General features: G+C 70.7%; 20 protein-coding genes. 11 read left to right on the top strand and 9 right to left on the bottom strand.

All coding sequences use genetic code 11. The features are described 5' to 3' along the window. Positions 1–2 precede the first annotated feature (2 nt). From DDP54_RS05900 to DDP54_RS05880, 5 genes are all read right to left on the bottom strand, one after another. Complete coding sequence (locus DDP54_RS05900; RefSeq protein WP_109130955.1) at positions 3–593, bottom strand: ATP-binding cassette domain-containing protein; 591 nt, start codon at positions 591–593, stop codon at positions 3–5. Then, entirely contained in the window at positions 590–1387 is a 798-nt protein-coding gene (locus tag DDP54_RS05895) for an ABC transporter permease subunit (RefSeq protein WP_109130954.1), read from the bottom strand. The genes DDP54_RS05900 and DDP54_RS05895 overlap by 4 nt, the downstream gene beginning before the upstream one ends. Continuing rightward, complete coding sequence (locus tag DDP54_RS05890; protein ID WP_242448248.1) at positions 1365–2432, bottom strand: MqnA/MqnD/SBP family protein; 1068 nt, start codon at positions 2430–2432, stop codon at positions 1365–1367. Before DDP54_RS05890 ends, DDP54_RS05895 begins: the two co-directional genes overlap by 23 nt. Then, complete coding sequence (locus DDP54_RS05885; RefSeq protein WP_109130953.1) at positions 2429–5617, bottom strand: NAD(P)-binding protein; 3189 nt, start codon at positions 5615–5617, stop codon at positions 2429–2431. Before DDP54_RS05885 ends, DDP54_RS05890 begins: the two co-directional genes overlap by 4 nt. Before the next feature lie 181 nt (positions 5618–5798). Beyond that, positions 5799–6359 (bottom strand): TetR/AcrR family transcriptional regulator, encoded by a 561-nt coding sequence (locus DDP54_RS05880; protein ID WP_109130952.1) that lies wholly within the window; start codon positions 6357–6359, stop codon positions 5799–5801. Between the two features lie 200 nt (positions 6360–6559). Between DDP54_RS05880 and DDP54_RS05875 the strand changes: the two genes are divergently transcribed. Beyond that, entirely contained in the window at positions 6560–8068 is a 1509-nt protein-coding gene (locus DDP54_RS05875) for an MFS transporter (protein WP_109130951.1), read from the top strand. 89 nt (positions 8069–8157) lie between these two features. Here DDP54_RS05875 and DDP54_RS05870 read toward each other — a convergent pair whose 3' ends face one another. Continuing rightward, complete coding sequence (locus tag DDP54_RS05870) at positions 8158–10398, bottom strand: 6-phosphofructokinase (protein ID WP_109130950.1); 2241 nt, start codon at positions 10396–10398, stop codon at positions 8158–8160. A gap of 120 nt (positions 10399–10518) precedes the next feature. Here DDP54_RS05870 and DDP54_RS05865 point away from each other — a divergent pair, with 120 nt between their 5' ends. Beyond that, complete coding sequence (locus tag DDP54_RS05865) at positions 10519–11031, top strand: gamma carbonic anhydrase family protein (protein WP_109130949.1); 513 nt, start codon at positions 10519–10521, stop codon at positions 11029–11031. A gap of 62 nt (positions 11032–11093) precedes the next feature. Continuing rightward, complete coding sequence (locus DDP54_RS05860; RefSeq protein ID WP_109130948.1) at positions 11094–12113, top strand: zinc-binding dehydrogenase; 1020 nt, start codon at positions 11094–11096, stop codon at positions 12111–12113. Positions 12114–12137: 24 nt separating this feature from the next. Here the strand turns inward: DDP54_RS05860 and DDP54_RS05855 are convergent, their stop codons facing one another. Next, a complete protein-coding gene (locus tag DDP54_RS05855; RefSeq protein ID WP_109130947.1) occupies positions 12138–12368 on the bottom strand; it encodes a 4-oxalocrotonate tautomerase family protein in 231 nt (76 codons plus the stop codon). A gap of 170 nt (positions 12369–12538) precedes the next feature. Here DDP54_RS05855 and DDP54_RS05850 point away from each other — a divergent pair, with 170 nt between their 5' ends. From DDP54_RS05850 to DDP54_RS05835, 4 genes are all read left to right on the top strand, one after another. Next, positions 12539–13612 (top strand): alpha/beta fold hydrolase, encoded by a 1074-nt coding sequence (locus DDP54_RS05850; protein WP_109130946.1) that lies wholly within the window; start codon positions 12539–12541, stop codon positions 13610–13612. A 109-nt stretch (positions 13613–13721) separates the two neighbouring features. Then, the gene (locus DDP54_RS05845) at positions 13722–14321 is read left to right on the top strand and encodes a DUF6448 family protein (RefSeq protein ID WP_109130945.1); all 600 of its coding nucleotides are present in this window, start codon (positions 13722–13724) and stop codon (positions 14319–14321) included. Positions 14322–14331: 10 nt separating this feature from the next. Then, positions 14332–14853 (top strand): signal peptidase I, encoded by a 522-nt coding sequence (gene lepB, locus DDP54_RS05840; protein ID WP_109130944.1) that lies wholly within the window; start codon positions 14332–14334, stop codon positions 14851–14853. After that, positions 14850–15074, top strand: a complete 225-nt coding sequence (locus tag DDP54_RS05835) for a hypothetical protein (RefSeq protein ID WP_109130943.1) — start codon at positions 14850–14852, stop codon at positions 15072–15074. Before lepB ends, DDP54_RS05835 begins: the two co-directional genes overlap by 4 nt. A 73-nt stretch (positions 15075–15147) precedes the next feature. Here DDP54_RS05835 and DDP54_RS05830 read toward each other — a convergent pair whose 3' ends face one another. Both DDP54_RS05830 and DDP54_RS05825 read right to left on the bottom strand, forming a co-directional pair. Then, positions 15148–15828: a Crp/Fnr family transcriptional regulator gene (locus tag DDP54_RS05830; RefSeq protein WP_109130942.1), complete on the bottom strand. Its 681-nt coding sequence runs from the start codon at positions 15826–15828 to the stop codon at positions 15148–15150. A gap of 33 nt (positions 15829–15861) precedes the next feature. Next, entirely contained in the window at positions 15862–16542 is a 681-nt protein-coding gene (locus DDP54_RS05825) for a hypothetical protein (RefSeq protein ID WP_109130941.1), read from the bottom strand. A gap of 292 nt (positions 16543–16834) precedes the next feature. On the opposite strand from DDP54_RS05825, the gene DDP54_RS05820 reads away from it, so the two are divergent. The 4 genes from DDP54_RS05820 (at position 16835) to DDP54_RS05805 (ending at position 21279) form a co-directional block, all read left to right on the top strand. After that, on the top strand, positions 16835–17872 hold the full coding sequence (locus DDP54_RS05820) for a LacI family DNA-binding transcriptional regulator (RefSeq protein ID WP_242448247.1): 1038 nt from the start codon (positions 16835–16837) through the stop codon (positions 17870–17872). A 44-nt stretch (positions 17873–17916) separates the two neighbouring features. Next, entirely contained in the window at positions 17917–19299 is a 1383-nt protein-coding gene (locus tag DDP54_RS05815; protein WP_242448246.1) for an extracellular solute-binding protein, read from the top strand. Between the two features lie 70 nt (positions 19300–19369). Then, positions 19370–20329: a sugar ABC transporter permease gene (locus DDP54_RS05810; RefSeq protein ID WP_197711325.1), complete on the top strand. Its 960-nt coding sequence runs from the start codon at positions 19370–19372 to the stop codon at positions 20327–20329. Further along, the gene (locus tag DDP54_RS05805) at positions 20326–21279 is read left to right on the top strand and encodes a carbohydrate ABC transporter permease (protein WP_109130939.1); all 954 of its coding nucleotides are present in this window, start codon (positions 20326–20328) and stop codon (positions 21277–21279) included. Before DDP54_RS05810 ends, DDP54_RS05805 begins: the two co-directional genes overlap by 4 nt. Positions 21280–21292: the final 13 nt, after the last annotated feature.

Genomic DNA, 21292 nt, shown 5'->3' with positions numbered 1-21292 from the left:
TGTCACGCCTCGCTGCGGCGAACGAGCTCCACCGGGCGGATCCCGAACCACGCGGCCTCGGCGGGATCATGGGTGATCAGGAGCGTCGTCCGGCCGTCGCAGCGCTCGCGGACGTAGGCCATGACCAGGGTCTTCGCCTCGGCGTCGAGTCCCTTGAAGGGTTCGTCGAGCACGAGGAGGTCGGCGTCGGCCATCAGGGCCCGGACGATCGCGACCCGTCGACGCTGCCCGCCGGAGAGGTCACGCACCGGCTTGATGAGCGACTCACCGTCCAGGCCGACCCGGCGCAGCTCGGACACGACGGCCGACGCACGCGTGGCGCGGTCCAGGACCAGGCGCACGTTGCCGACCGCGGTGAGCTGCTCGCACAGCCGGTCCTCCTGGAAGACGGCCGCGCGTCGCAGCCTCTCCAGACCGCTCACCGTGCCGCCGTCGGGCGCGGCCAGCCCCAGCAGCAGCCGTGCGACCGTCGTCTTCCCGGAACCGTTCGGCCCCATCAGCACCGTGACCCCGTCGTCGACCAGGTCGAGATCGAGCCCGTCGAGCACGACCTCGTCCCCGAACCTCTGGGTCAGCCCGCGCAGCGTGATCACGTCGTGCGCCCGCGGGCGACCCGGACCTGCGCGCGCGTGAGCGTGGCGAGCACGAGGCGCTCGAACCCGTAGCTGACCGCGACGATCACGACCGTCCAGGCGAACAGGTCCGCGGTGCTGAGGAAGAGCTTCGCCTGGTAGAGCTGCTCGCCGATGCTGCCCCTCGGCAGTCCGATGACCTCGGCCGCGATGCCGCTCTTCCACGCGAGGCCGACGCCGACCTTGCAGCCCGCGACGAAGAAGGGCAGGACGGCGGGGACGTCGATGGCGGGGAGCCGGCGCAGCAGCGGCACCTCGAACACCTGCGCGACGTCCAGCAGCGACCGGTCGCGGTGCCGGATCCCCTCGAGGACGTTCGTGTAGATGATGGGCAGGACCATCAGGAAGCTGATGACGAGAGCCAGCTGGCCGCTGCTCGCCCACATCAGCACCAGGATGATGAAGCTGACCACGGGCGTGCTGCGGATCGCCGTGACCATCGGCGTCACCAGGGCGTCGACGACCCGTGACGCCGCCGCCAGGGCCGCTCCCAGGACCCCGACGACCGCAGCGAGCAGGAACCCCGCCGAGATGCGGACGAACGAGTGCGCGACCGTTCCCCAGAAGCCCGCCGTGGGGATGAGCTCCACGAGCCGGACAAGCACCCCTGCGGGTGAGACGAGCAGGATCTCCTGGTGGACGATGACCGTGGCGACCTGCCACACGCCCACCCAGAACGCGACGACCAGTGCCGGGCGGACGACCCGCCACGGCACGAGCCCGGTCGGCGCGCTAGCTGCCGAAGTAGAAGTCATCGCCCGGCAGGCTTCCGCCGACCGAGGCCGGGTCGGCCCCGAACAGCACCTGCAGGTACCCGCCCAGGGTGGTCTTGAGCTCGGCGCCGTCGATGTAGGTGATGTTGCAGGCGGGGATCGCCGCCTCGGCGATGGGAGCTGAGGGCACGATGCCGACCTCGGCGATCAGCGCCGCGGCCTCCGCCGGGCTGGAGTTCGTGAACTCGGTCGACGCCTGGTAGTCGGCCAGGAAGTCGGCGAAGGCGTCCGGGTTCGCCTCGGCGAACGCCCGGCGGACCACGACCACACCCGTGACCATCTGGGAGTCCGTCGTGACCTTGGCCCACTCGTCGGTGAGGGTCAGCGCGGTGCGGATGGTGGGGCTCTTCGTCTTGAGGACGGTGACGTACGGCTGCGGGAGGACGCCGATGGCCCCGGGTGTGCTGGCGAGCACCGCAGCGACCTCGGTGGCCTCGCTCTTGAACTCGACGGTGACGTCGGTCGCCGGGTCGAGGCCGTTCTCCTTCAGCAGGTAGTCCAGGACGTACTCCGGCGACGCTCCCTTGCCGGTGCTGTAGACCGTCTTGCCCTTGAGGTCGGCGATGGTCGTGACGGTGTCGCCCGACTCGAGGACCTCGAGCATCCCGAGGGTGTTGATCGCCGCGACCTGGATCGCCGCGTCCGGCGTCGCCTTGAGCTTGTTGTAGAGCACGCCGGCGAGGTTGGCCGGGAGCAGGGCGACGTCGACGTCGCCCTTCATGAGCAGCGGCACGACCTCGTCGGGGGTGCCGTACATCGTCGCCTCGTAGTCCTGCTTGCCCTGACCGGCCTCGGCGTCGCTCGTCAGCTTGACCAGGCCCATCGTGGTGGGGCCCTTGAGTGACGCGATGCGGATCGTCGTCTTGACGACGGGGGCCTCGGGGCTCGGTGTCGCAGAGGCGGTCGTCGCCGCAGCCGTGGTCGCCGCCGCGGGCGTGGAGCCGGCACAGCCGGGCAGCAGGGCGAGCACCAGCATCATGCCGGCTGCCGCGGTCGCGAGTCGCTTCATGGAGGTCGGGCCCTTCATCGGGTCGGGACGATCGGCTCGTCCCGGAACGGGGCGTAGCTCGTGTGGAGCAGGTGGTGGGCGGTGTCCGAGTTGGGCTCGCCGTAGTACTCGTCGTAGAGCCGGAGGATGTCCGGGTTCTCCTGCGACTTGCGGTACCGCGAGGTCTGGTCGATGTTGACGAGCACCTTCTGCCGGGCCGCCATCTCGCCGACGCGGTCGGGCACGGGATGCCCGGCGCCGTTGACGCAGCCGCCCGGGCAGGCCATGACCTCGACGAGGTCGTAGCCCACGTCCTCGCCGGCCACGATGCGCCGCACGAGCGGGTCGACGTTGTTGAGACCGGAGATCACGGCGACCCGGACGGTCGTGCCGCCCGCGGTGACGGTCGCCTCCTTGAAGCCCTCGAACCCGCGGACCTCGTGGAAGTCGAGCTGGTCGACCAGGGGCTCGCCGGTGAGCTTCTCGACGGCCATCCGCAGGGAGGCCTCCGCGACCCCGCCCGACGCGCCGAAGAGGACGCCGGCTCCGCTGACCCGCGCGTACGGCGCGTCGAACTCGCCGGGCGTGATGTCGTCGGCCTTCAGGCGCAGCATCTCCGCCATCTCGATGAACTCCGTCGTCGTCAGGACGGCGTCGACGTCGCGGATCCCCTCGGGCGCGAACTCGGGCCGGGCCGCCTCGTACTTCTTCGCGAGGCACGGCACGATCGACACGACGTACAGCTCGTCGAGGCTGATGCCCGCCTGCTGGGCGAAGTGGTTCTTCACCGTGGCGCCCATCATCTGCTGGGGCGACTTGCAGCTCGACAGGTGGGGGATCATCTCCGGCCACCGCCGCTCGACGAGGTTCACCCAACCGGGGCAGCAGGACGTGAAGTGCGGCAGCACGCCGCCGGACGTCACGCGTCCGAGGAACTCGGTCGTCTCCTCCATGATCGTGAGGTCGGCGGCGAACGAGAAGTCGAACACCTTGTCGAAGCCGATCTTGCGCATCATGCCGGCGATGAAGGCCGACGCCTCGTCGAACGGGATCCCGTACTCGGCGGCGATCACGCTGCGCACCGCGGGAGCGACGAACCCGACCACGACCTTCGCCGGGTCGTTGATCGCCGTGAACACCGGGCCGCGCTCGCGCACGTAGTCCAGGGCGCCGCACGGGCAGGCCCGCACGCACTGCCCGCACGAGACGCAGTCGGTCTGTCCGAGCGGGAGGCCGGTGGTGGTTCCGACCGTCATGCGTCCGCCGCTGAACTGGAACGCGAGGACGCCGGGGCCCTCGATCTCGGCGCAGGCCGCGACGCACCGACCGCAGCCGATGCACTTGTTGTTGTCGCGGACGATGAACGGGTGGTCCGCCACGATCGGCGAGTACGGGCGGATGTGCAGCGGCGTCGCGAACGCCACGCCGTGGTCGGTCGCCTCCTGGCGCAGGGCGCAGTGGTTCTGCTTGGCGCACCCGCACTTGAGGCAACGGGCCGCCTCGGCGCGGGCCTCCGCCTCGGTCAGCCCTGTCTCGACCTCGACGAAGCTGTCGATGCGCGCCGCGGGCGCCAGGCCCGGCATGCTCGCGCGGACGAGCTTGGGGATGTCCTCGAACTCGGCCTTCGGCAGGTCCTCGAGCGTCCCCCGGCTGCACGTGTAGTCCTCCGTGCTCGGGCGCACGTAGCCGCGGGTGACGAACTCGTCGATCGCCATGGCGGCGCGTCGTCCGGCCGCGACGGCCTGGATGACGGTCGCCGGGCCGGTCACGCAGTCGCCGCCGGCGAAGACGTTGTTCTCCGACGACTGCATCGTGAAGCCGTCGACGTCGATGTCGCCCCACTTGTTGAGGCGCACCGGCAGGTCGTTGTAGAGGAAGCCGGTGTCGGTGCTCTGGCCGATGGCACCGATGATGGTGTCGGCCTCGATGACGAAGTCGCTGCCCTCGATCATCACGGGCCGGCGGCGGCCGGACCGGTCGGGCTCGCCGAGCTCCATCTTCGTGCAGTGCAGCTGCTTGGTGCCGTCGTCGGTCTCGGTGATCTTGGTCGGTGCGGTGAGGAAGACCATCTCGACGCCCTCGTGCAGCGCCTCTTCGACCTCGAACGCCTCGGCGGGCATCTCGGCGCGGGTGCGCCGGTAGACGAGCTTGACGCTCTTGGCTCCCTTGCGCAGGGCCGTCCGGACGCAGTCGATCGCGGTGTTGCCGCCGCCGATCACGACGATGTTGTCGCCGCGCGAGCGGGTCGAGCCCTTGGTGATGTGCCGCAGGTAGTCGATGCCGAGCTCGACGTGCTCGAGGCGGTCACCGTCGATGCCCAGCGGCGTCGCCCGCCACGAGCCGATCGCGAGGTACACGGAGTCGAAGTCCCGCTTGAGGTCCTCGAGGTTGAGGTGCGTGCCGAGCGCCTTGCCCGTGACGATCTGGACGCCCAGGGACTGGATGACGCCGATCTCCTGGTCGAGCGTGGCCTTCGGGAGCCGGTACTCCGGGATGCCGTAGCGCATCATGCCGCCGGCGTGGTCCTGCTTCTCGAACACGGTGACGGCGTGGCCGGCGATCGCGCTGTAGTACGCGGCGGACAGGCCCGACGGACCGGCGCCGACGACGGCGATCCGCTTGCCGGTCGGCTCCTCGACCCGGGGGAGCCAGGGGGAGTCCTGCGCCATGTCCCAGTCGGCCGCGAACCGCTTCACGTAGTTGATCGCGACGGGCTCGTCGACGAGGCTGCGGCGACACTCGGACTCGCACGGGTGGGGGCACACGCGGCCGCACACCGAGGGGAACGGGTTGCGGTCCTTGATGACGTGGACGGCGGCCCGGAAGTTCCCGTCCGCGACGTGGCTGAGGTAGGTCTGGATGTCGATGTTGGCCGGGCACGTCTCGACGCACGGTGCGACGCAGTCGGCGTTGTGGTCGCACAGGAGCTGCTGGAGCCGGACCTTGCGGTACTCGACGAGCCGCGGGGAGTGGGTCGTGATGACCATGCCGGGCGTGACCGGCGTCAGGCACGCCTTCACGTCGCGCGGCGCCTCGGCCCCGACCTCCACGACGCACAGCCCGCAGTTGCCGTTGGACCGCTCGAGCCGGATGTCGTGGCAGAGCGACGGCACCTCGATGCCCTCCAGCACGAGCGCCTCGAGAATCGTCAGGCCCTCGAAGACCTCGATCTCGCGGCTGTTCACCGTCACGGTGAAGCGGTCGCTCTCAGACAGTTCGCGCACGTCAGACCTCCATTGGTGTGATCGCAGGCGCAGCGACAGCTCTCCGCGCCGTCCGCCACATCGCGTCCAGCACGGTGGTGCCGACGCTGGCTCCTGGGAGCACAGTAAGGTCGCGCTTGAACAGGTTTGCCGGACTTCTGACCTAGGTGACGGGACCGCAGCGTCGAGGCGTCAGGTCAGGTCAGGGCATGATCTCGAAGGCGATCCGCAGCGCTGCGTCCGTCCGCTCCTGGTCGGTCCCGCCGAGCTCGGCCGCGCCCTTGCCGGCGATCAGAATCGTCATGATGGCGATCCTCGCCCGGAGCTTGTCCTCGAGCGTCGCGTCGGGGGGCGTGCACGCGCGCCACAGCTCTTCCTTGTAACGGTGCACGACGTCGGTGGCCTGCGGCAGCGAGGTCAGTGACGCCTCGTTCTGCTGGACGCACCGCATGAGGTCGCCGACGCCGCTCTGGGCGAGGGCCGCGAGCCGGCGCAGCAGCTCCTGCCGGCGCTCGCGGGTGGACGGTGCGGAGCCGGCCCAGGCGACGAGGTCGTCGACGGACTTGCCGATGTCGGTGACCAGGGACTCGAGGATGTTCTCCTTGGTCCGGAAGTGGTAGTAGAGCGCGGCCTTGGTGACGCCGAGGTCCTCGGCGATCTCCCGCAGGGACGTCTTGTCGTAGCCGTCCTCGGTGAAGCGGCACAGCGCGACCCGCTGGATCTCGCTGCGCGTGTCGCCGCGGCGACGGGTGTCCGCCTCCATGTGCCGTCATCTCCCTGTTCGCGATTGCCCATCGTACTTACTTGACGACCGGCAAGTATGGATCTATCTTCGAGTCTACAACTTGCCGGCCGGCAAGTAGATGAGCACTCCGTCACATGTCGCTCGGTCACACGACGCGAGCCACCCGGCCCCCCATCGAGCGTCGCTGCTCTCCCACACCTTTTCAGGAAGGTCCTCTCATGGACTCTGCCACGCCCTCGTCCGCGGCGGTCGACGCGCCGCGCGACACCGCGCCTGACCCCCGCCGCTGGTGGGGCCTTGCGGCCATCGCCCTCGCCCAGCTCATGGTCGTGCTCGACATGACCATCGTGAACATCGCCCTCCCGTCCGCCCAGGCCGACCTCGGCATCAGCGACGGCAACCGTCAGTGGGTCGTCACGGCCTACACCCTGGCGTTCGGTGGCCTGCTGCTCCTCGGCGGTCGTGTCGGTGACCTGATCGGGCGTCGCCGCGCCATGATCATCGGCCTGCTCGGCTTCGCCGGCGCCTCGGCCCTCGGCGGGATCGCCGCGTCCGGCGGCATGCTGCTCGCCGCGCGCGGTCTGCAGGGCGTCTTCGCGGCGCTCCTGGCGCCCGCGGCCCTGTCCCTCGTGAGCACCACGTTCACCGAGCCTCACGAGCGCGCCCGCGCGTTCGGCATCTACGGCGCCATCGCGGGCGGCGGCAGCGCGATCGGACTGATCACCGGCGGTCTGCTCACGGAGTACATGAGCTGGCGCTGGACCCTCCTCGTCAACGCACCGATCGCGATCGTCGCGGTGATCGGGGCGCGAGTGTTCCTGCACGACCGCCGTCGGGACAGCGAGTCGCGGCTCGACGTCGTCGGCGCCGTCCTGGCCAGCGCCGGGCTGCTCTCGATCGTCTACGGTCTGAGCGAGGCCACCCAGCACGGCTGGACCTCCGGGCTCGTGCTGTCGCTGCTCGCGGGCGGGCTGGTGCTGATCGCCCTGTTCGTGGTGGCCGAGGGTCGCGTCGCGCACCCCCTGCTGCCGATGCGTGTCCTGCGTGACCGCAACCGCGCCGGCGCGCTCCTCAGCGTGGGGCTGGTCACCGTCGGCATGTTCGGCATGTTCCTGTTCCTGACCTACTACCTGCAGGTCACCCTGGGTTACTCGCCGGTGCGCACCGGCCTGGCGTTCCTGCCGCTCACCGCGGGGATGATGACCGGCGCTGTCGGGATCGCCAGCCGCCTGCTGCCGCGGGTCCCGGCGCGCATGATCATGGTGCCCGGACTGCTCGTCGCGGCCACCGGGCTCGTCCTGCTGACCCGCATCCAGGTCGACTCGAGCTACGCGACGCACGTCCTGCCGTCGCTGCTCCTGCTCGGGCTCGGCATGGGCTCGACGTTCATGCCCGCGATGAGCACGGCGACCTTCGGTGTCGCACCGCGGGACGCCGGCGTCGCGTCGGCGATGGTCAACACGTCGCAGCAGGTCGGGGGGTCGATCGGGATCGCCCTGCTGAACACCGTCGCCACGTCGGCCACTGCGAGCTACCTGACCACGCACGGCACGAGCCAGCTCGCGATGGCGACCGGCGTCGTGCACGGGTTCTCCGTGGCGATCTGGTGGGCCGTCGGGTTCCTGCTCGCCGCGGCCGTGATCGCGGGCGTGCTCATCACGGCTCGGCCCGCCGCGACGCGCACCGACGTCGAGGTCGCCGAGGAGCGGGTGCCGGTCCTCGTCTGAGGTCCCCGGCCCGCCACGAGCAGGCCGGGGTGGACGAGAGCGGGGCGACGCCTGACCAGGCGTCGCCCCGCTCGTCGTGCAGGCCGTGGCTACTCGGGCGGCTCCGTCGCGAGGGCCTCCATGATCGGCTGCAGCTCGAGCCACCACTGGTCGACCGGCCGGCGGAACTTCGCGTCGACGAGGTCGGTCATGGCCTTCATCGGCACGGTGGCCAGGGCCCCGTCGTCCAGCCCGACGAAGCCCCACTCGCGCTTGCCCGCGTCGATCTGACCCGAGAGCCAGTCCACGCAGTACGCGGCGAGCCGGGTCGCGTGGACGCGGTCGTAGGGCGTGGGGTTCCCACCCTGCTGCAGGTGGCCCAGGACCATCGGGCGCACGTCGAAGTGCCCGTCCGACTCCTCCGTGAACAGCTGGCAGAGGAACTCCGTCGTGTACCCGACGCTCGCGGCCTCGTTGCGGATCGCGAGGTGGAAGCTCCGGCCGGCCGCGAAGCCCGCCACCATCTTCGCGACGTCCTCGGTGAGGTCGGCCAGGTGCACGCCCTGCTCGTGCAGGTAGACGCGCTCGGCACCGACGGACAGGGCGCCCATGAACGCGAGGTAGCCGCAGTACCGGCCCATGACCTCGACGACGAAGCACCGGCGCGACGCCATCGCCGACTGCTTCAGCCGGTCCACGGAGCTGACGATGGAGCACAGCGCCGTGTCGGCGCCGATGGCCATGTCCCAGCCCGGCAGGTTGTTGTCGATCGTCGTCGGCAGGCAGATGACAGGCACCTGGAACCCGGGGTAGCGGTCCCGCTCCTGGAGCATCCGGTGGATCGTCTCGTAGGCGCGGTGCCCGCCGATCACCAGGACCGCCTGGATGTCGTGGTTCTCGAGTGCCCGGCTCACGGCGTAGTACTGCTCCACGCCGGGCGCTGCCCGGCTCGTGCCGAGCTCCGCACCGCCGATGCCCACCCAGCCGTCGACGTCCCCCCAGGTCAGCTCGCTCACGTCGCCGTCGATGAGGCCCTGGAAGCTGCCCCGGACGCCCAGCATCGTGTGCCCGCGGGACAGGCCGAGGCGCACGGCGGCCCGCACAGCGGTGTTCATGCCGGGCGCGAGCCCGCCCGCGTGCAGGATGGCGATCCGGGAGCCGGCCGGCAGGTCCGTCGGCGCCACCTGGGCGATGCGCTGGAAGACCTGCACCATCTCGCTGAAGGACGAGCCGCGGGCGGCCATCGCGCCTTCGTAGTCGCCGGCGTCGATCAGCCCGGGGATCTCCCGGGTGCGCTGGACGGCTTCCATGAGCGGGGTCCGGTGCACCCGGTTGTTGCTCACCCCGATGAGCTGCGGCTCGTCGTCAGGTCCGGCGCCCAGGACCTCCATCGCCGCCGCGTGGCCGACGAGCGTCGGCATCCACCGGTCGTACGCGCTGGGGGTGCCGCCTCGCTGCACGTGGCCGAGGATCGTGACGCGCGTGTCCTCCCCGAGCCGCTCCTCGAGCAGGTCGCGGACGCCCTGGCTCGTGATGGGCTCTCCGGACCGGGACCGGGCACCCTCGGCCACGACGACGATGCTGTCGCGACGTCCGGCAGCGCGCCCCGCCCGGAGCCGGGCGCACATCTCGTCCTCCCAGCCGTCCGGCGGCGGGTTCTCCGGGATGAGCACGTAGTCGGCGCCGCCGGCGATGGCGCTCATCAGGGCGAGGTAGCCGCAGTGGCGGCCCATGACCTCCACGACGAACGACCGCTGGTGGCTCGCCGCGGTGCTCGAGAGAGCGTCGATCGCCTCGATGATCCGGTGCAGCGCCGTGTCGGCGCCGACCGTCATGTCGGTGCCGACCATGTCGTTGTCGATCGAGCCGACGACGCCGGCCACCATGAGGGTGCCGTGCCGCCCGGCCTGCTCGGCGGTGATCTCACCCGCGGTGGCGAGCTCCGCGAGCAGCCCGGTCCACTCGCCGCGGAACAGGTCGGTACCGGACAGCGAGCCGTCCCCGCCGATCACGACGATCCGGTCGATGCCGTGCTGCACGAGGTTGCGGGCGGCCTTGAGCCGCCCTGCACGCTGCCGGAAGTCGGCCGACCGGGCGGTCCCGATCACGGTGCCGCCGCGGTGCAGGATCGAGCCCACCGACCCCCAGTCGAACTTCTTGATCCGGTCGCCGCCGTCGACGAGGCCCTGCAGGCCCTCGTAGACCGCGTACACGTCCGCCCCGGCACCGATGGCCGTCCGGACCACTGCCCGGACCACCGCGTTCATGCCCTGGGCGTCTCCGCCGGAGGTGAGGACCGCAATTGCGGGCCTCGGGCTCACCGTCTTGTCGACGGGCGCCGTGCTGCCCATGTCTGATCCCTTGGTCGGCGCTTGGCTCTGACGAGGAGCCTACGGCGACGACGGACTGCAGGGCATAGGACCCTTGGGCCGATGCGTGGGGGCGACGCCCGGCGAACTAGCCTGGTCCGCATGATCTTGCTGCGGTTCGCCGGACGGACGCCCGAGGTGCACGAGACCGCGTGGATCGCCGAGAGCGCCGCCCTGATCGGCAAGGTGCGCGTGCACGCCGAGGCGAGCGTGTGGTTCGGTGCGGTGCTGCGCGGCGACATCGACGAGATCGAGATCGGACCCGGGTCCAACCTCCAGGACAACGTCGTCGTGCACACCGAGCTCGGGTCGCCGGCGGTCGTCGGCAGCGGCGTGAGCGTCGGGCACGGAGCGGTGGTGCACGGTTGCACCATCGAGGACGGCTGCCTCATCGGCATGAACGCGACGGTGCTGACGCGGGCCGTCGTCGGGCACGACTCGCTGGTGGCTGCCGGGGCGGTCGTCCTCGAGGGGACCGTGATCCCGCCGCGCTCGCTCGTGGCCGGCGTGCCAGGCAAGGTGCGCCGTCAGCTCACCGACGCCGAGGTCGAGGCGCTGCATGGCAACGCGTCGCGGTACGTCACCCGTGCGGACGACTACCGCGCGCAGGGCTGAGCCCTACGGTTGCCTGGAGATCTGCAACGGCGCAGCTGGAAGGGAAGTCCACGATGGCGCGGATGAGCACGGTGGTGGTGACCGGACCGGGCACGACGGAGGTCCAGGAGGTCGATCGTCCCTCGGCCGGACCGAAGGACGTCCTCGTCCGCGTGCGGGCCTGCGGCATCTGCGGGTCGGACGTGTTCTACATCCACATCGGTGGGATCCCGCCGCGCCAGGGCGCCACGCCGCTCGGCCACGAGATCGCCGGTGAGGTCGTCGAGGTCGGCGACGACGTCGTCGGCATCGCGGTGGGCGACCACGTCGTCATCAACCCCATGGCGGCACCGACCGGGATCATCGGCAACGGCGGCTCCACGGGTGGGCTCGCGGACTTCCTGCTGATCCAGGACGCCACGGTCGGGGTCAGCCTCGCGATCGTGCCCGACGAGATCCCGTTCGAGGTCGCGGCGCTCAACGAGCCCATGGCCGTGGCCCGGCACGCCGTCAACCGGGCAGCGCCGGTCGCCGGTGAGCGGGCCGTGGTCTTCGGCGCCGGACCCATCGGCCTCGGCGCCCTCATCGACCTCAAGCTCCGCGGCCTGGCGAGCGTCGTCGTCATCGACGTGCTCCCGGCGCGGCTCGCGAAGGCTCTGAGCATCGGCGCGGACGCCGTCATCGACTCGTCGACCGAGGACGTCGCGGCGCGCCTCATCGAGCTGCACGGCGGGGTCCCGCTCCGCGCGGGCGACCTCCGGCGGGGCACCGACCTGTTCATCGACGCCGCGGGCGTGCCCGCCGTCATCCAGACCGTGCTGAAGATCGCGAAGAAGGGTGCCCGGCTGAGCATCCCTGCCGTCCACAAGAAGCCCGTCGAGGTCGACTTCGGCGCGATCCTGTCGACCGAGCTCTCCATCCACATGGCGATGGGGTACCCGACCGAGATCTTCGAGGTCACCGCCGACATCGTCGCGGCCTGGGAGAAGTACGCCCAGATCATCAGCGACCGCATCCCGTTCGACAGCGTCCAGGACGCCCTGACGCTCGCGATGACGCCGGGGGCGGCCGACAAGGTCGTGGTGACGTTCCCTGCGGGGTAGCCACCTCGACCTCGCGGCGGTCGCTCAGACCGTGGCGGGCACGCCGGCGGCGAGCTCTCTGACGTCCTGCGTCGTCAGGGGCTTCCCGCCGATGCCCCAGTCGCCGCTGCGCACCTCCTCGACGACGCACCAGGTGACGGGCCGCATGTTCTCGCCCTCGATCCCGACCATCGCGTCGGTCAGCCGCTCGACGATCTGACGCTTCTGGTCCGCGTCGAACACGCCCTCGATGATCTTCACGTTGATGAGTGGCATCGCGTTGTCCTTTCGTGCTGGTCGGCCGGCCGGCCGACCAGCACGACGCTAGGGGCTCGGGGCCGGGCGCCGCGTCCGAGCCGGCACCCATCTCCTGGGCTCTCCGCTGCCGACCGTGTCGGCCGGCACGCAGGTGCTGCCCGCCGACCGCGCTTGTACAGTCCAGAGGCATGCGGCAGGAGCTGCGGTTCTGCACGGCGGCGGACGGCACCGGGCTGGCGTACGCCGTCGGCGGCCGTGGTGCCCCCGTGGTCAAGGCGGGCCACTGGCTCACCCATCTCGAGCGGGACTGGACCTCGCCGGTGTGGCGCCACTGGCTGGAGTTCCTGAGCGGTCGCAGCACCGTGGTGCGCTACGACGAGCGCGGCTGCGGGCTCTCGGACCGGAGCGACCCGGAGCTCTCCCTCGCGCGCTGGGTGGGTGACCTCGAGGCGGTTGTCGACGCAGCTGGCGTCGACCGTTTCGCTCTCCTGGGGATGTCGCAGGGCGGTCCGACGGCGATCGCGTATGCGGCCCGCCACCCCGAGCGGGTGAGCCGTGTGGTCCTCTACGGGACCTACGGGCGTGGGCGGCTGCGGCGCGACCCGAGCCCGCAGGCGCGCGAGGAGGCAGCCGCGCTCGTCGCCCTGACGAGAGCGGGCTGGGGTGGTCGGAACCCCGCGTACCGGCGGATGTTCACCACGCTCTTCGTGCCGGGCGGCTCCGAGGAGCAGATGGCGTGGTTCGACGAGCTCCAGCAGGTGTCCTCCTCCCCGGAACAGGCGGCGCGGGCGCGCGCGATCCGGTCCGAGCTGGACGTCAGCGACCTCGCGGCCGGTCTCGACGTCCCGACGCTCGTCCTGCACGCCCGGGGGGACGGGCTGGTGCCGTTCGAGGAGGGCCGGCGCCTCGCCTCGCTCATCCCCGGGGCCTCGTTCGTCCCGCTCGAGAGCGACAACCACATCCTGCTGGCGGACGAGCCGGCCTGGACGGCGTTCACCGACGAGATCGCTGCCTTCCTGGGCGGTCCGGAGGGCGCTGCCTCGTCGGCGGCCCGCAGTCTTGCGGGTCTGACCTCGCGTGAGCGCGAGGTCCTCGGGCTGGTCGCACGGGGCCAGGGGAATGACGAGATCGCCGACGCGCTCGTCCTCAGCGTGCGCACCGTCGAGCGGCACCTGTCCAACGTGTACGCCAAGCTCGGTCTCACCGGCCGGGGAGCGCGAGCGGGCGCGGCCGCCCGGTTCGTGGCAGACGCCGGGCGTTAGCAGGCGCACGCGGTCCACCGAGACCACCCGGACGGGACTTGACCGTCGTCAAGGCGGCGCGGCGGCGATCTTCCTAGCGTGGGGACAACTCAAGCGAAGGAGAGCCCCCATGTTCACCACCCTCATCACCGGTCTCGCCGGTCTCCTCGGCGCGCTGAAGCCGTCCACGGTGCACGCCCACTGCGACACCGCCGAGGGCCCGGCCGTCAAGGACGGACGGAGGGCGCTGGAGACGGGCAACATCAACCATGCGCTGAAGTGGATCCCCGCCGACGGCGAGGCCGAGCTGCGCGACGTCTTCGAGAAGGCGCTGAAGGTGCGCAGCCGTGGAGCCGATGCCGCCGAGCTGGCCGACCGACTCTTCCTCGAGACGTTGGTCCGGATCCACCGGATGGGCGAGGGCGTCGGTTTCACCGGCATCCAGCCCGTCGGTACCCGGGTCGACCCGGTCGTCGAGGCCGCCGACGAGGCCATCGCCCGCGGCTCGGACGCTGCGCTGCTGCCGATGGTTCCCGCGGAGCGCCGTGCCGAGCTCCACGAGCGCTTCCAGGCCGCGCTGGCCGTCATGGACTTCGATGTCGACGACGTCGCGGCCGGCCGGCGCTACCTCGCCGCGTACGTGAGCTTCTTCACGTACGCCGAGGGTGAGGAGCACGAGCACCACGAGCACGGTCACGAGCACGGGCACGAGCTCAGCCACGCGCACTAGGTCAACGGTCATGACCCGCCTCGTCAGGGTGGCCGGCGAATCGATGGCCCCTACCTACCGCGCGTCCGACCTGCTGCTCACGCGGCGGGTCGGCCGGGCGGGGGTGCGGGCGCGCCGGGGTGACGTCGTGGTGTTCCACCGCGGCGGGCTGCGGATGGTCAAGCGCGTCGTCGGCCTGCCGGGGGACCTCGTCGAGCTCGAGGCCGGACGGCTGTTCGTCAACGGGGAGTCCGTCGATGGACGCTCCCGGGTGCGGGGCGCCTTCACCCAGACCCGGCACGTCCCTGCGTCGAGCTACTTCATGGCCGGCGACAACGTGGACGTCTCGGACGACTCCCGCATCTGGGACGAGCCTTTCGTCGGGGTCGAGAGTGTCGACGCGGTGGTGCTGCGCAAGCTGTGGGGGCGCAGGCGCGTCTGGGGGCTCGCTCCTGGGCGACGAGCTCCTGGCCCTTTGACACGTCCGACGGGGCGGCGCACGGTAGAAGTCGCGATCCCGGCCAGACCATCGAACGGAAGGGCGGCACCATGAGCACCGAGGCTGTGCGGGACGGACGGGCCCCTGACCCGACCGGCCCCGTGGACGTCGACGACCCGCGCGAGGCCGTCGCGGTGGGCGTCCTGATGGCAGACGGGCGGCTCGCGCCGCGCACGTTCGCCACGCGAGCACAGGCGGAGGCGTGGGCCAGGCCCGACGAGGGTGATCGGGTGGTGGAGTTCAACGTGCTGTGCGAGTGCGGATTCACGTCCTGAGGTCAACGCACGCGGTGGGAGACCGCGTTGCTGGCGTCTGCGGGGAGTCGAACGTCTGCGGGGAGTCGACGCGTCACGCCACCACGTCGACCAGCCGCTGGAGCCGGTCAGGCTGCGTGATCGACACCGACCGCCCCGCACCGACGACGATCAGCCCCTGGGCGGCGAGGCCCTTCAGCGCCCGGCTGAAGCTCTCGGGGGTCGTGTCGAGCAGCGCGGCCACGTCCTTCTTGGCCAGCGGCAGGGTCACCGTCGCGATGCCGTCCCGCCAGGCGCTGGGTAGGCCGAGGAGGTAGTCGGCCAGACGGCCCTCGACGCCGCGGGAGGTCAGTGAGCCGAGTCGGCGCTCGGTGTCGGAGAGCCGCTCGCTCACCGCGGCCAGCATCCGCAGGCCGATGTCGGGGTGCTGGGTGATCAAGGCCCTGAGATCGTCATGGCGGAACACGCAGAGCCGGCTCTCGTCCAGCGCGGTGGCGTAGCTGTCGGGCCGCTGCCCCGTGAACACCGAGGCCTCGCCGGTGAACTCGCCGGGCAGCAGCACCCGGACGAGCTGCTCGGACCCGTCGGCCGAGAGCCGGAAGATCTTGAGGCGGCCCGTGTGCAGGACCATGAGCTGCGACACGTCGTCGTCGGCGGAGTACGCCGTCTCACCCGCATGCAGGTGGGTCGGCCGCGCCAGGGTCTCGACCCGGTGCTGGTCGTCCGGCGAGAGGCTCGCGAAGACCGGGACGCGCGCGACGCAGGTGTCGGCCATGCCCCCAGCCTACGAATCCCGCGTCGGCCGAGCTCAGCTGGCGAGCACGACGACCAGGGTCCGCGGTTCGGCCTGGTCTGACCAGGTGCCGGACAGCACGGCCGACGGCGCGCCATCGACCGGGTCGAGGGTGCCGAGGGGGCGGGCAGAGCGGCCGCCGGCGCGGACCGTACGGACGATGACGAGGCGCAGGTCGCCCGCCTCCACGACGGTCGACCCCTGCTCGTTCCGCATCGACACGGTGTCGGCCGGCACCGTGGATGGCACAGGCGTGCCGCTCGTGCCGCTGCCGACGACGAGAGCCGTCGGCTCGCGGAAGACCAGCTCGCCGCCCGAGTCGACGTACTGGTCGGCCTGGCGGCCGCCCGTGAGCGCAGCGGTCGCGACAGCGGTCAGGTAGACGGGGTCCCCGGCGCCGTCGTACACCCACCGCTCGCCCAGGACGGAGTGCTGCATCGTGCCGATGAGCCACGCGTCGCCGCCGTCGAGCGGCGATCCGCGGTAGGTCAGGGGCACCTGCATCACCGGGCCGTCACCCGCCCGGACGAGCAGCGTCTCGATGCCGACCTCGCCCGCGGGGTCGTCGAAACGGAAAGAACCGACGGTCGCCAGCTCTGCGCCGGCGCCCGCCTCGAACCAGGGCTGGGTCGGTGCCCAGCTCGCGACGAGCTCGATCTTGGACGGCCGCAGCTCGGCCCGGTGCAGGAGCGCCATGGACCGATGCTACGGAGAGCCTCCGATCCGTGTGCGGACTCGCGCCCGGCGCCGCGCACGGGGCCGTGCCCGAGGGCGGTCCGACGGCGGTCCGACGGCGGTCCGGCCGCGGTCCGACCGCGGTCCGACCGCGGTCCGACGGCCGTCCGCGGGACTGGCGGTGGTGGTCACGCTCCCGCGGCCCCCGGGCTCCGGATCGATGCAATTTTGTGACCTAGATCACTTGACTACGTAGACATCCAGTAGTTGACTACGTAGTCATTCGACATCGACGTTGAAAGGGGACGAGATCGTGACCGACGGGCTCGTCGCCAGCAAGCCGCACCCGGTCGTGGCCATGGACGTGGCCCGGGCAGCAGGGGTGTCGCAGAAGACGGTGTCCCGCGTCATCAACGGCGACCCGCACGTCAGCGCTGCCGTGCGCGAGCGCGTCAACGGCGCCATCGTCGCGCTGGGCTACCGGCCCAACCGCGCCGCCCGCAACCTGGTCCTCGGTCGCAGCCGCACCATCGGGGTGCTGTCGGTCGGGTCGACGGACTTCGGCCCGTCCTCGCTGATGCTGGCGGCCGAGAGCGCGATCCGCAGGGCCCGGTACGCGATGTCGGTCATCAACACGTTCGAGGACGAGCCGGCGACGATCACGAGGTCGCTGCGCTCGCTGGTCGACCAGGGCGTCGACGGGATCGTCGTCAACGAGCCCGACGGGGCGTTCACCCTGGACGCCGGTGCCCTCGGTGACCTGCCGGTGCTGAGCCTGTCGGGCTCGTACGGGCTGTCGACCAGCGAGATCGTGGCAGATGTCGACGTGGCGTCGGGCGCCCGGCTCGCGACGGAGCACCTGCTGGGGCTGGGGCACCGCACCGTGCACCACATCGCCGGCCCGGGGAACTGGCGGACGGCCCAGCTGCGGCTCGAGGGCTGGCGCAGCGCGATCCAGACCGCCGGCGCACCGGAGCCGGCCGTCGTGCGCGGCGACTGGAGCGTCCGGTCCGGCTACGAGCTGGGAGGCCCCCTGGCGGCCGACCCGGAGGTCACTGCGGTCTTCGCCGCCAACGACCAGATGGCGATCGGCCTCCTGCGCGCGTTCGAGGAGGCCGGACGCGACGTGCCGGGTGACGTGAGCGTCGTCGGTTTCGACGACGTGCCAGAGGCCGCCTACCTGTCGCGGGCCCTCACCACCGTCCGACAGGACCTCGCTTACCTGGCCACCTTCGGCGTCGGCATGCTCATCGACGCCATCGAGAACCCGCGGCCGCAGGACCGCCGCGAGAACGTCCCGGTCGAGCTCGTGATCCGGGAGACAACGGCCGCACCGCCAGCCCGGCGATGACGGACCCCACCAGAACGCCCGCATGGAACACGAAGGAGTGGAGCATGTCGAGAACGAAGATCACGTGGCGTCGTCAGGCCATGGGACTGACCGCAGGGATGGCTGTCGCCGCACTGGCGCTCACGGCGTGCAGCGGTGGTGGCTCGGGCGACAAGGCGACCGGCCCCGCAGCGGCGATCAGCCAGGCGGACATCGACAAGGCGATGACGACGCCGACGAAGCTCACGTTCTGGACGTGGGTCCCGGACATCGAGAACGAGGTCAAGCTCTTCGAGGCTGCCTACCCGGCGATCACCGTCGACGTCGTCAACGTCGGCCAGGGCGCCGACCACTACAAGAAGATGCGCAGCGCGCTGCAGGCCGGCAAGGGCGCGCCTGACGTCGCCCAGATCGAGTTCCAGCACGTGCAGTCGTTCGCCCTCGGTGACAACCTGCTCGACCTGACGCCGTACATCCCGGCGAGCACCAGCGCGGACTACGTGCCGTGGGTGTGGAAGCAGGTCCTGTCGACGGACGGCTCGAAGATCTGGAGCATCCCGCAGGACTCGGGCCCCATGGGAGGGCTGTACCGCGACGACATCCTCAAGGCCCACAACATCGCCGTGCCGACGACGTGGGACGAGTTCGCCACCGCCGCGAAGACGCTGCACGCGGCCGACCCGAACGTCTACCTGACGAACATGCCGGGCAACGACATGGGCCAGTTCACGGCCATGCTGTGGCAGGCCGGCGCCCGGCCGTTCGGCTGGGACGGCGACAAGCAGGTCACGATCAACGTCACCTCGCCGGAGGCGACGAAGGTCGCGCAGTACTGGCAGGACCTCATCCAGGCCGGTGACGTCTCGGTCGACCCGGACTTCACCGACACCTGGTACCAGGGGCTGGCCAACGGCAAGTACGCCGGCTGGGCGCCGACGGCGGCCTGGGCCCCGGTGTTCCTGCAGGGCACGGCGGCCAACACCTCCGGGCTGTGGCGTGCCGCGAACATCCCGCAGTGGGACGCGTCCGGCTCGCCGGTCTCCGCGAACTGGGGCGGCTCGTCCGACGCGGTGATGAAGAGCACGCAGAACCCGATCGCCGCGGCGCAGCTCGCGCTCTGGATCAACCACGACCCGGCGTCGACGCTGATGCTGGCGAACACGCAGTTCCTGTTCCCGACGACGAACGCCACGCTCACGAGCAAGGAGTTCAGCGACCTCGCGCCCGAGTTCTACGGGGGCCAGAAGGTCAACCAGGTGTTCGCGGACATCTCCAAGACGGTGCCGGAGGACTTCAGCTGGCTGCCGTTCATGGACTACGCGTACTCCGCCGGCCAGGAGTCGGTGGGCAAGGCGATCGCTGACAAGGGCGACATCGTCGGCGCGCTGAAGGCGTGGCAGGACGCCCTGACCACGTACGCCAAGCAGCAGGGCTTCACCGTCAAGTAGTGGAAGGTGCCGCCCCACGCCCGCTGCGTGGGCGTGGGGCGGCACACCCCGCTCGATCCAGGAGACCACCATGACTGCAGCTGATGTCCGTCTGCCCCAGGGGCCGCCGACGACGCCCACCGAGCCGGTCAGACGCCGGGGCCCGTCGCCGATGCGCCGTCGCGAGAACGCGGCCGCCTACATCCTGATCACGCCCTTCGTGGTCGTGTTCGCCCTGTTCATCGTCGTTCCGCTCGTGTACTCCGGCTACCTCAGCCTGTTCCGCGACCAGCTCGTGGGCGGCACCACCTTCGTCGCTCTCGACAACTACACGCGGGCCCTCACCGACTCGTCGTTCCTCACCGGCGTCGGCCGGATGGCGATCTTCCTGCTCATCCAGGTGCCGATCATGCTCGGCCTCGCGCTGGTGTTCGCCCTGCTGCTCGACTCGGGCGTCCTGTACCTGCAGCGCTTCGTCCGGCTCGGCATCTTCATCCCCTACGCCGTGCCGAGCGTCATCGCCGCGCTGATGTGGGGGTACCTCTACGGCCCGGACTTCGGTCCCGCCGCCCAGATCGCCAAGAACCTGCACATCTCCGCGCCGCCGTTCCTGTCCCAGAACTGGATGCTCGGCTCGATCATGAACATCGTCTCGTGGGAGTTCATCGGCTACAACATGATCATCTTGTACGCCGCCCTGCGGTCCATCCCGAGCGAGCTCTTCGACGCCGCGGCGGTGGACGGCGCCGGCCGGGTGCGCACGGCCTGGAGCATCAAGATCCCGGCCATCCGCCCGGCGATCATCCTCACGGCGATCTTCTCGGTGATCGGCTCGTTCCAGCTCTTCAACGAGCCGAACCTCCTGCGGACCATCGCCCCCAACGTCATCGGCATCGACTACACGCCGAACATGTACGCGTACAACCTCGCGTTCATCAACCGGGACAGCAACTATGCGGCCGCGATCGCCTTCATCCTCGGCGTCGTGATCATGGTCGTGTCGTACTCCGTGCAGCTGTCCACCCAGCGCAAGGAGCGTGCAGCACGATGACCACGCAGACCGCCGCCGGCGGGCCGACCCGGACCGGCAGCCCCCTCGACCGCCCCTCGCCCCCTCGGCAGCGCAGCCGCAGGTCCCGCGCGTACTCCTCCGACCGGCCGCGCCGCAGCATCGTGCTGACCGTCGTGATGTGCGCCGTCCTGCTCTACTTCCTCATCCCGCTGTGGTGGCTCCTGGTCGCATCGACCAAGTCCAACGCGAACCTGTTCTCCACCTTCGGGCTCTGGTTCTCGAGCACGAACTCGTTGTGGGTCAACATCCAGACGGTGTTCACGTCGGACAACGGCGTGTACCTGCTCTGGCTGCGGAACTCGCTCGTGTACTCCGTGACCAGCGCGGTGGGCTCGGCGTTCCTGGCGACGATGGCCGGGTACGCGTTCGCCAAGTACCGGTTCCCCGGTGGCAACGCGATCTTCAGCGGGATCCTCGGCGCGATCATGATCCCGATGACGGCACTCACCATCCCGACCTACCTGCTGTTCGCCAACGCCGGCCTCACGAACACGCCGTGGGCGGTCATCCTGCCGTCGCTGGCGAGCCCGTTCGGGGTCTACCTCATGCGGGTCTACGCCGCCGACTCGGTCGACGACACGCTGATCGAGGCCGCACGCGTGGACGGCGCGGGCGAGCTGCGCATCTTCTTCACCGTCGCCCTCCGGCTGCTCTCCCCGGGCCTGGTCACGGTGCTCCTGTTCGCCCTGGTGTCGACCTGGAACAACTACTTCCTGCCCCTGATCATGCTCAACAGCCCGGACCTGTACCCGCTGACGGTCGGCCTGGCCCAGTGGCAGGCGACCGCCGCCGGCGGCTCGGGTTCGCGGGCCCTCTTCTCGAGCATCATCACCGGCTCCTTCCTCTCGATCATCCCGCTCGTCATCGCCTTCCTGTTCCTTCAGCGCTACTGGCAGTCCGGCCTCGCCAGCGGTGCCGTCAAGGGCTGACCCCCGACAAGGT

Origin of the sequence: Cellulomonas sp. WB94 (assembly GCF_003115775.1) — a bacterium.
Classification (GTDB): Bacteria; Actinomycetota; Actinomycetes; order Actinomycetales; family Cellulomonadaceae; genus Cellulomonas_A.
This window is presented reverse-complemented; position numbering and strand designations above follow the sequence as displayed.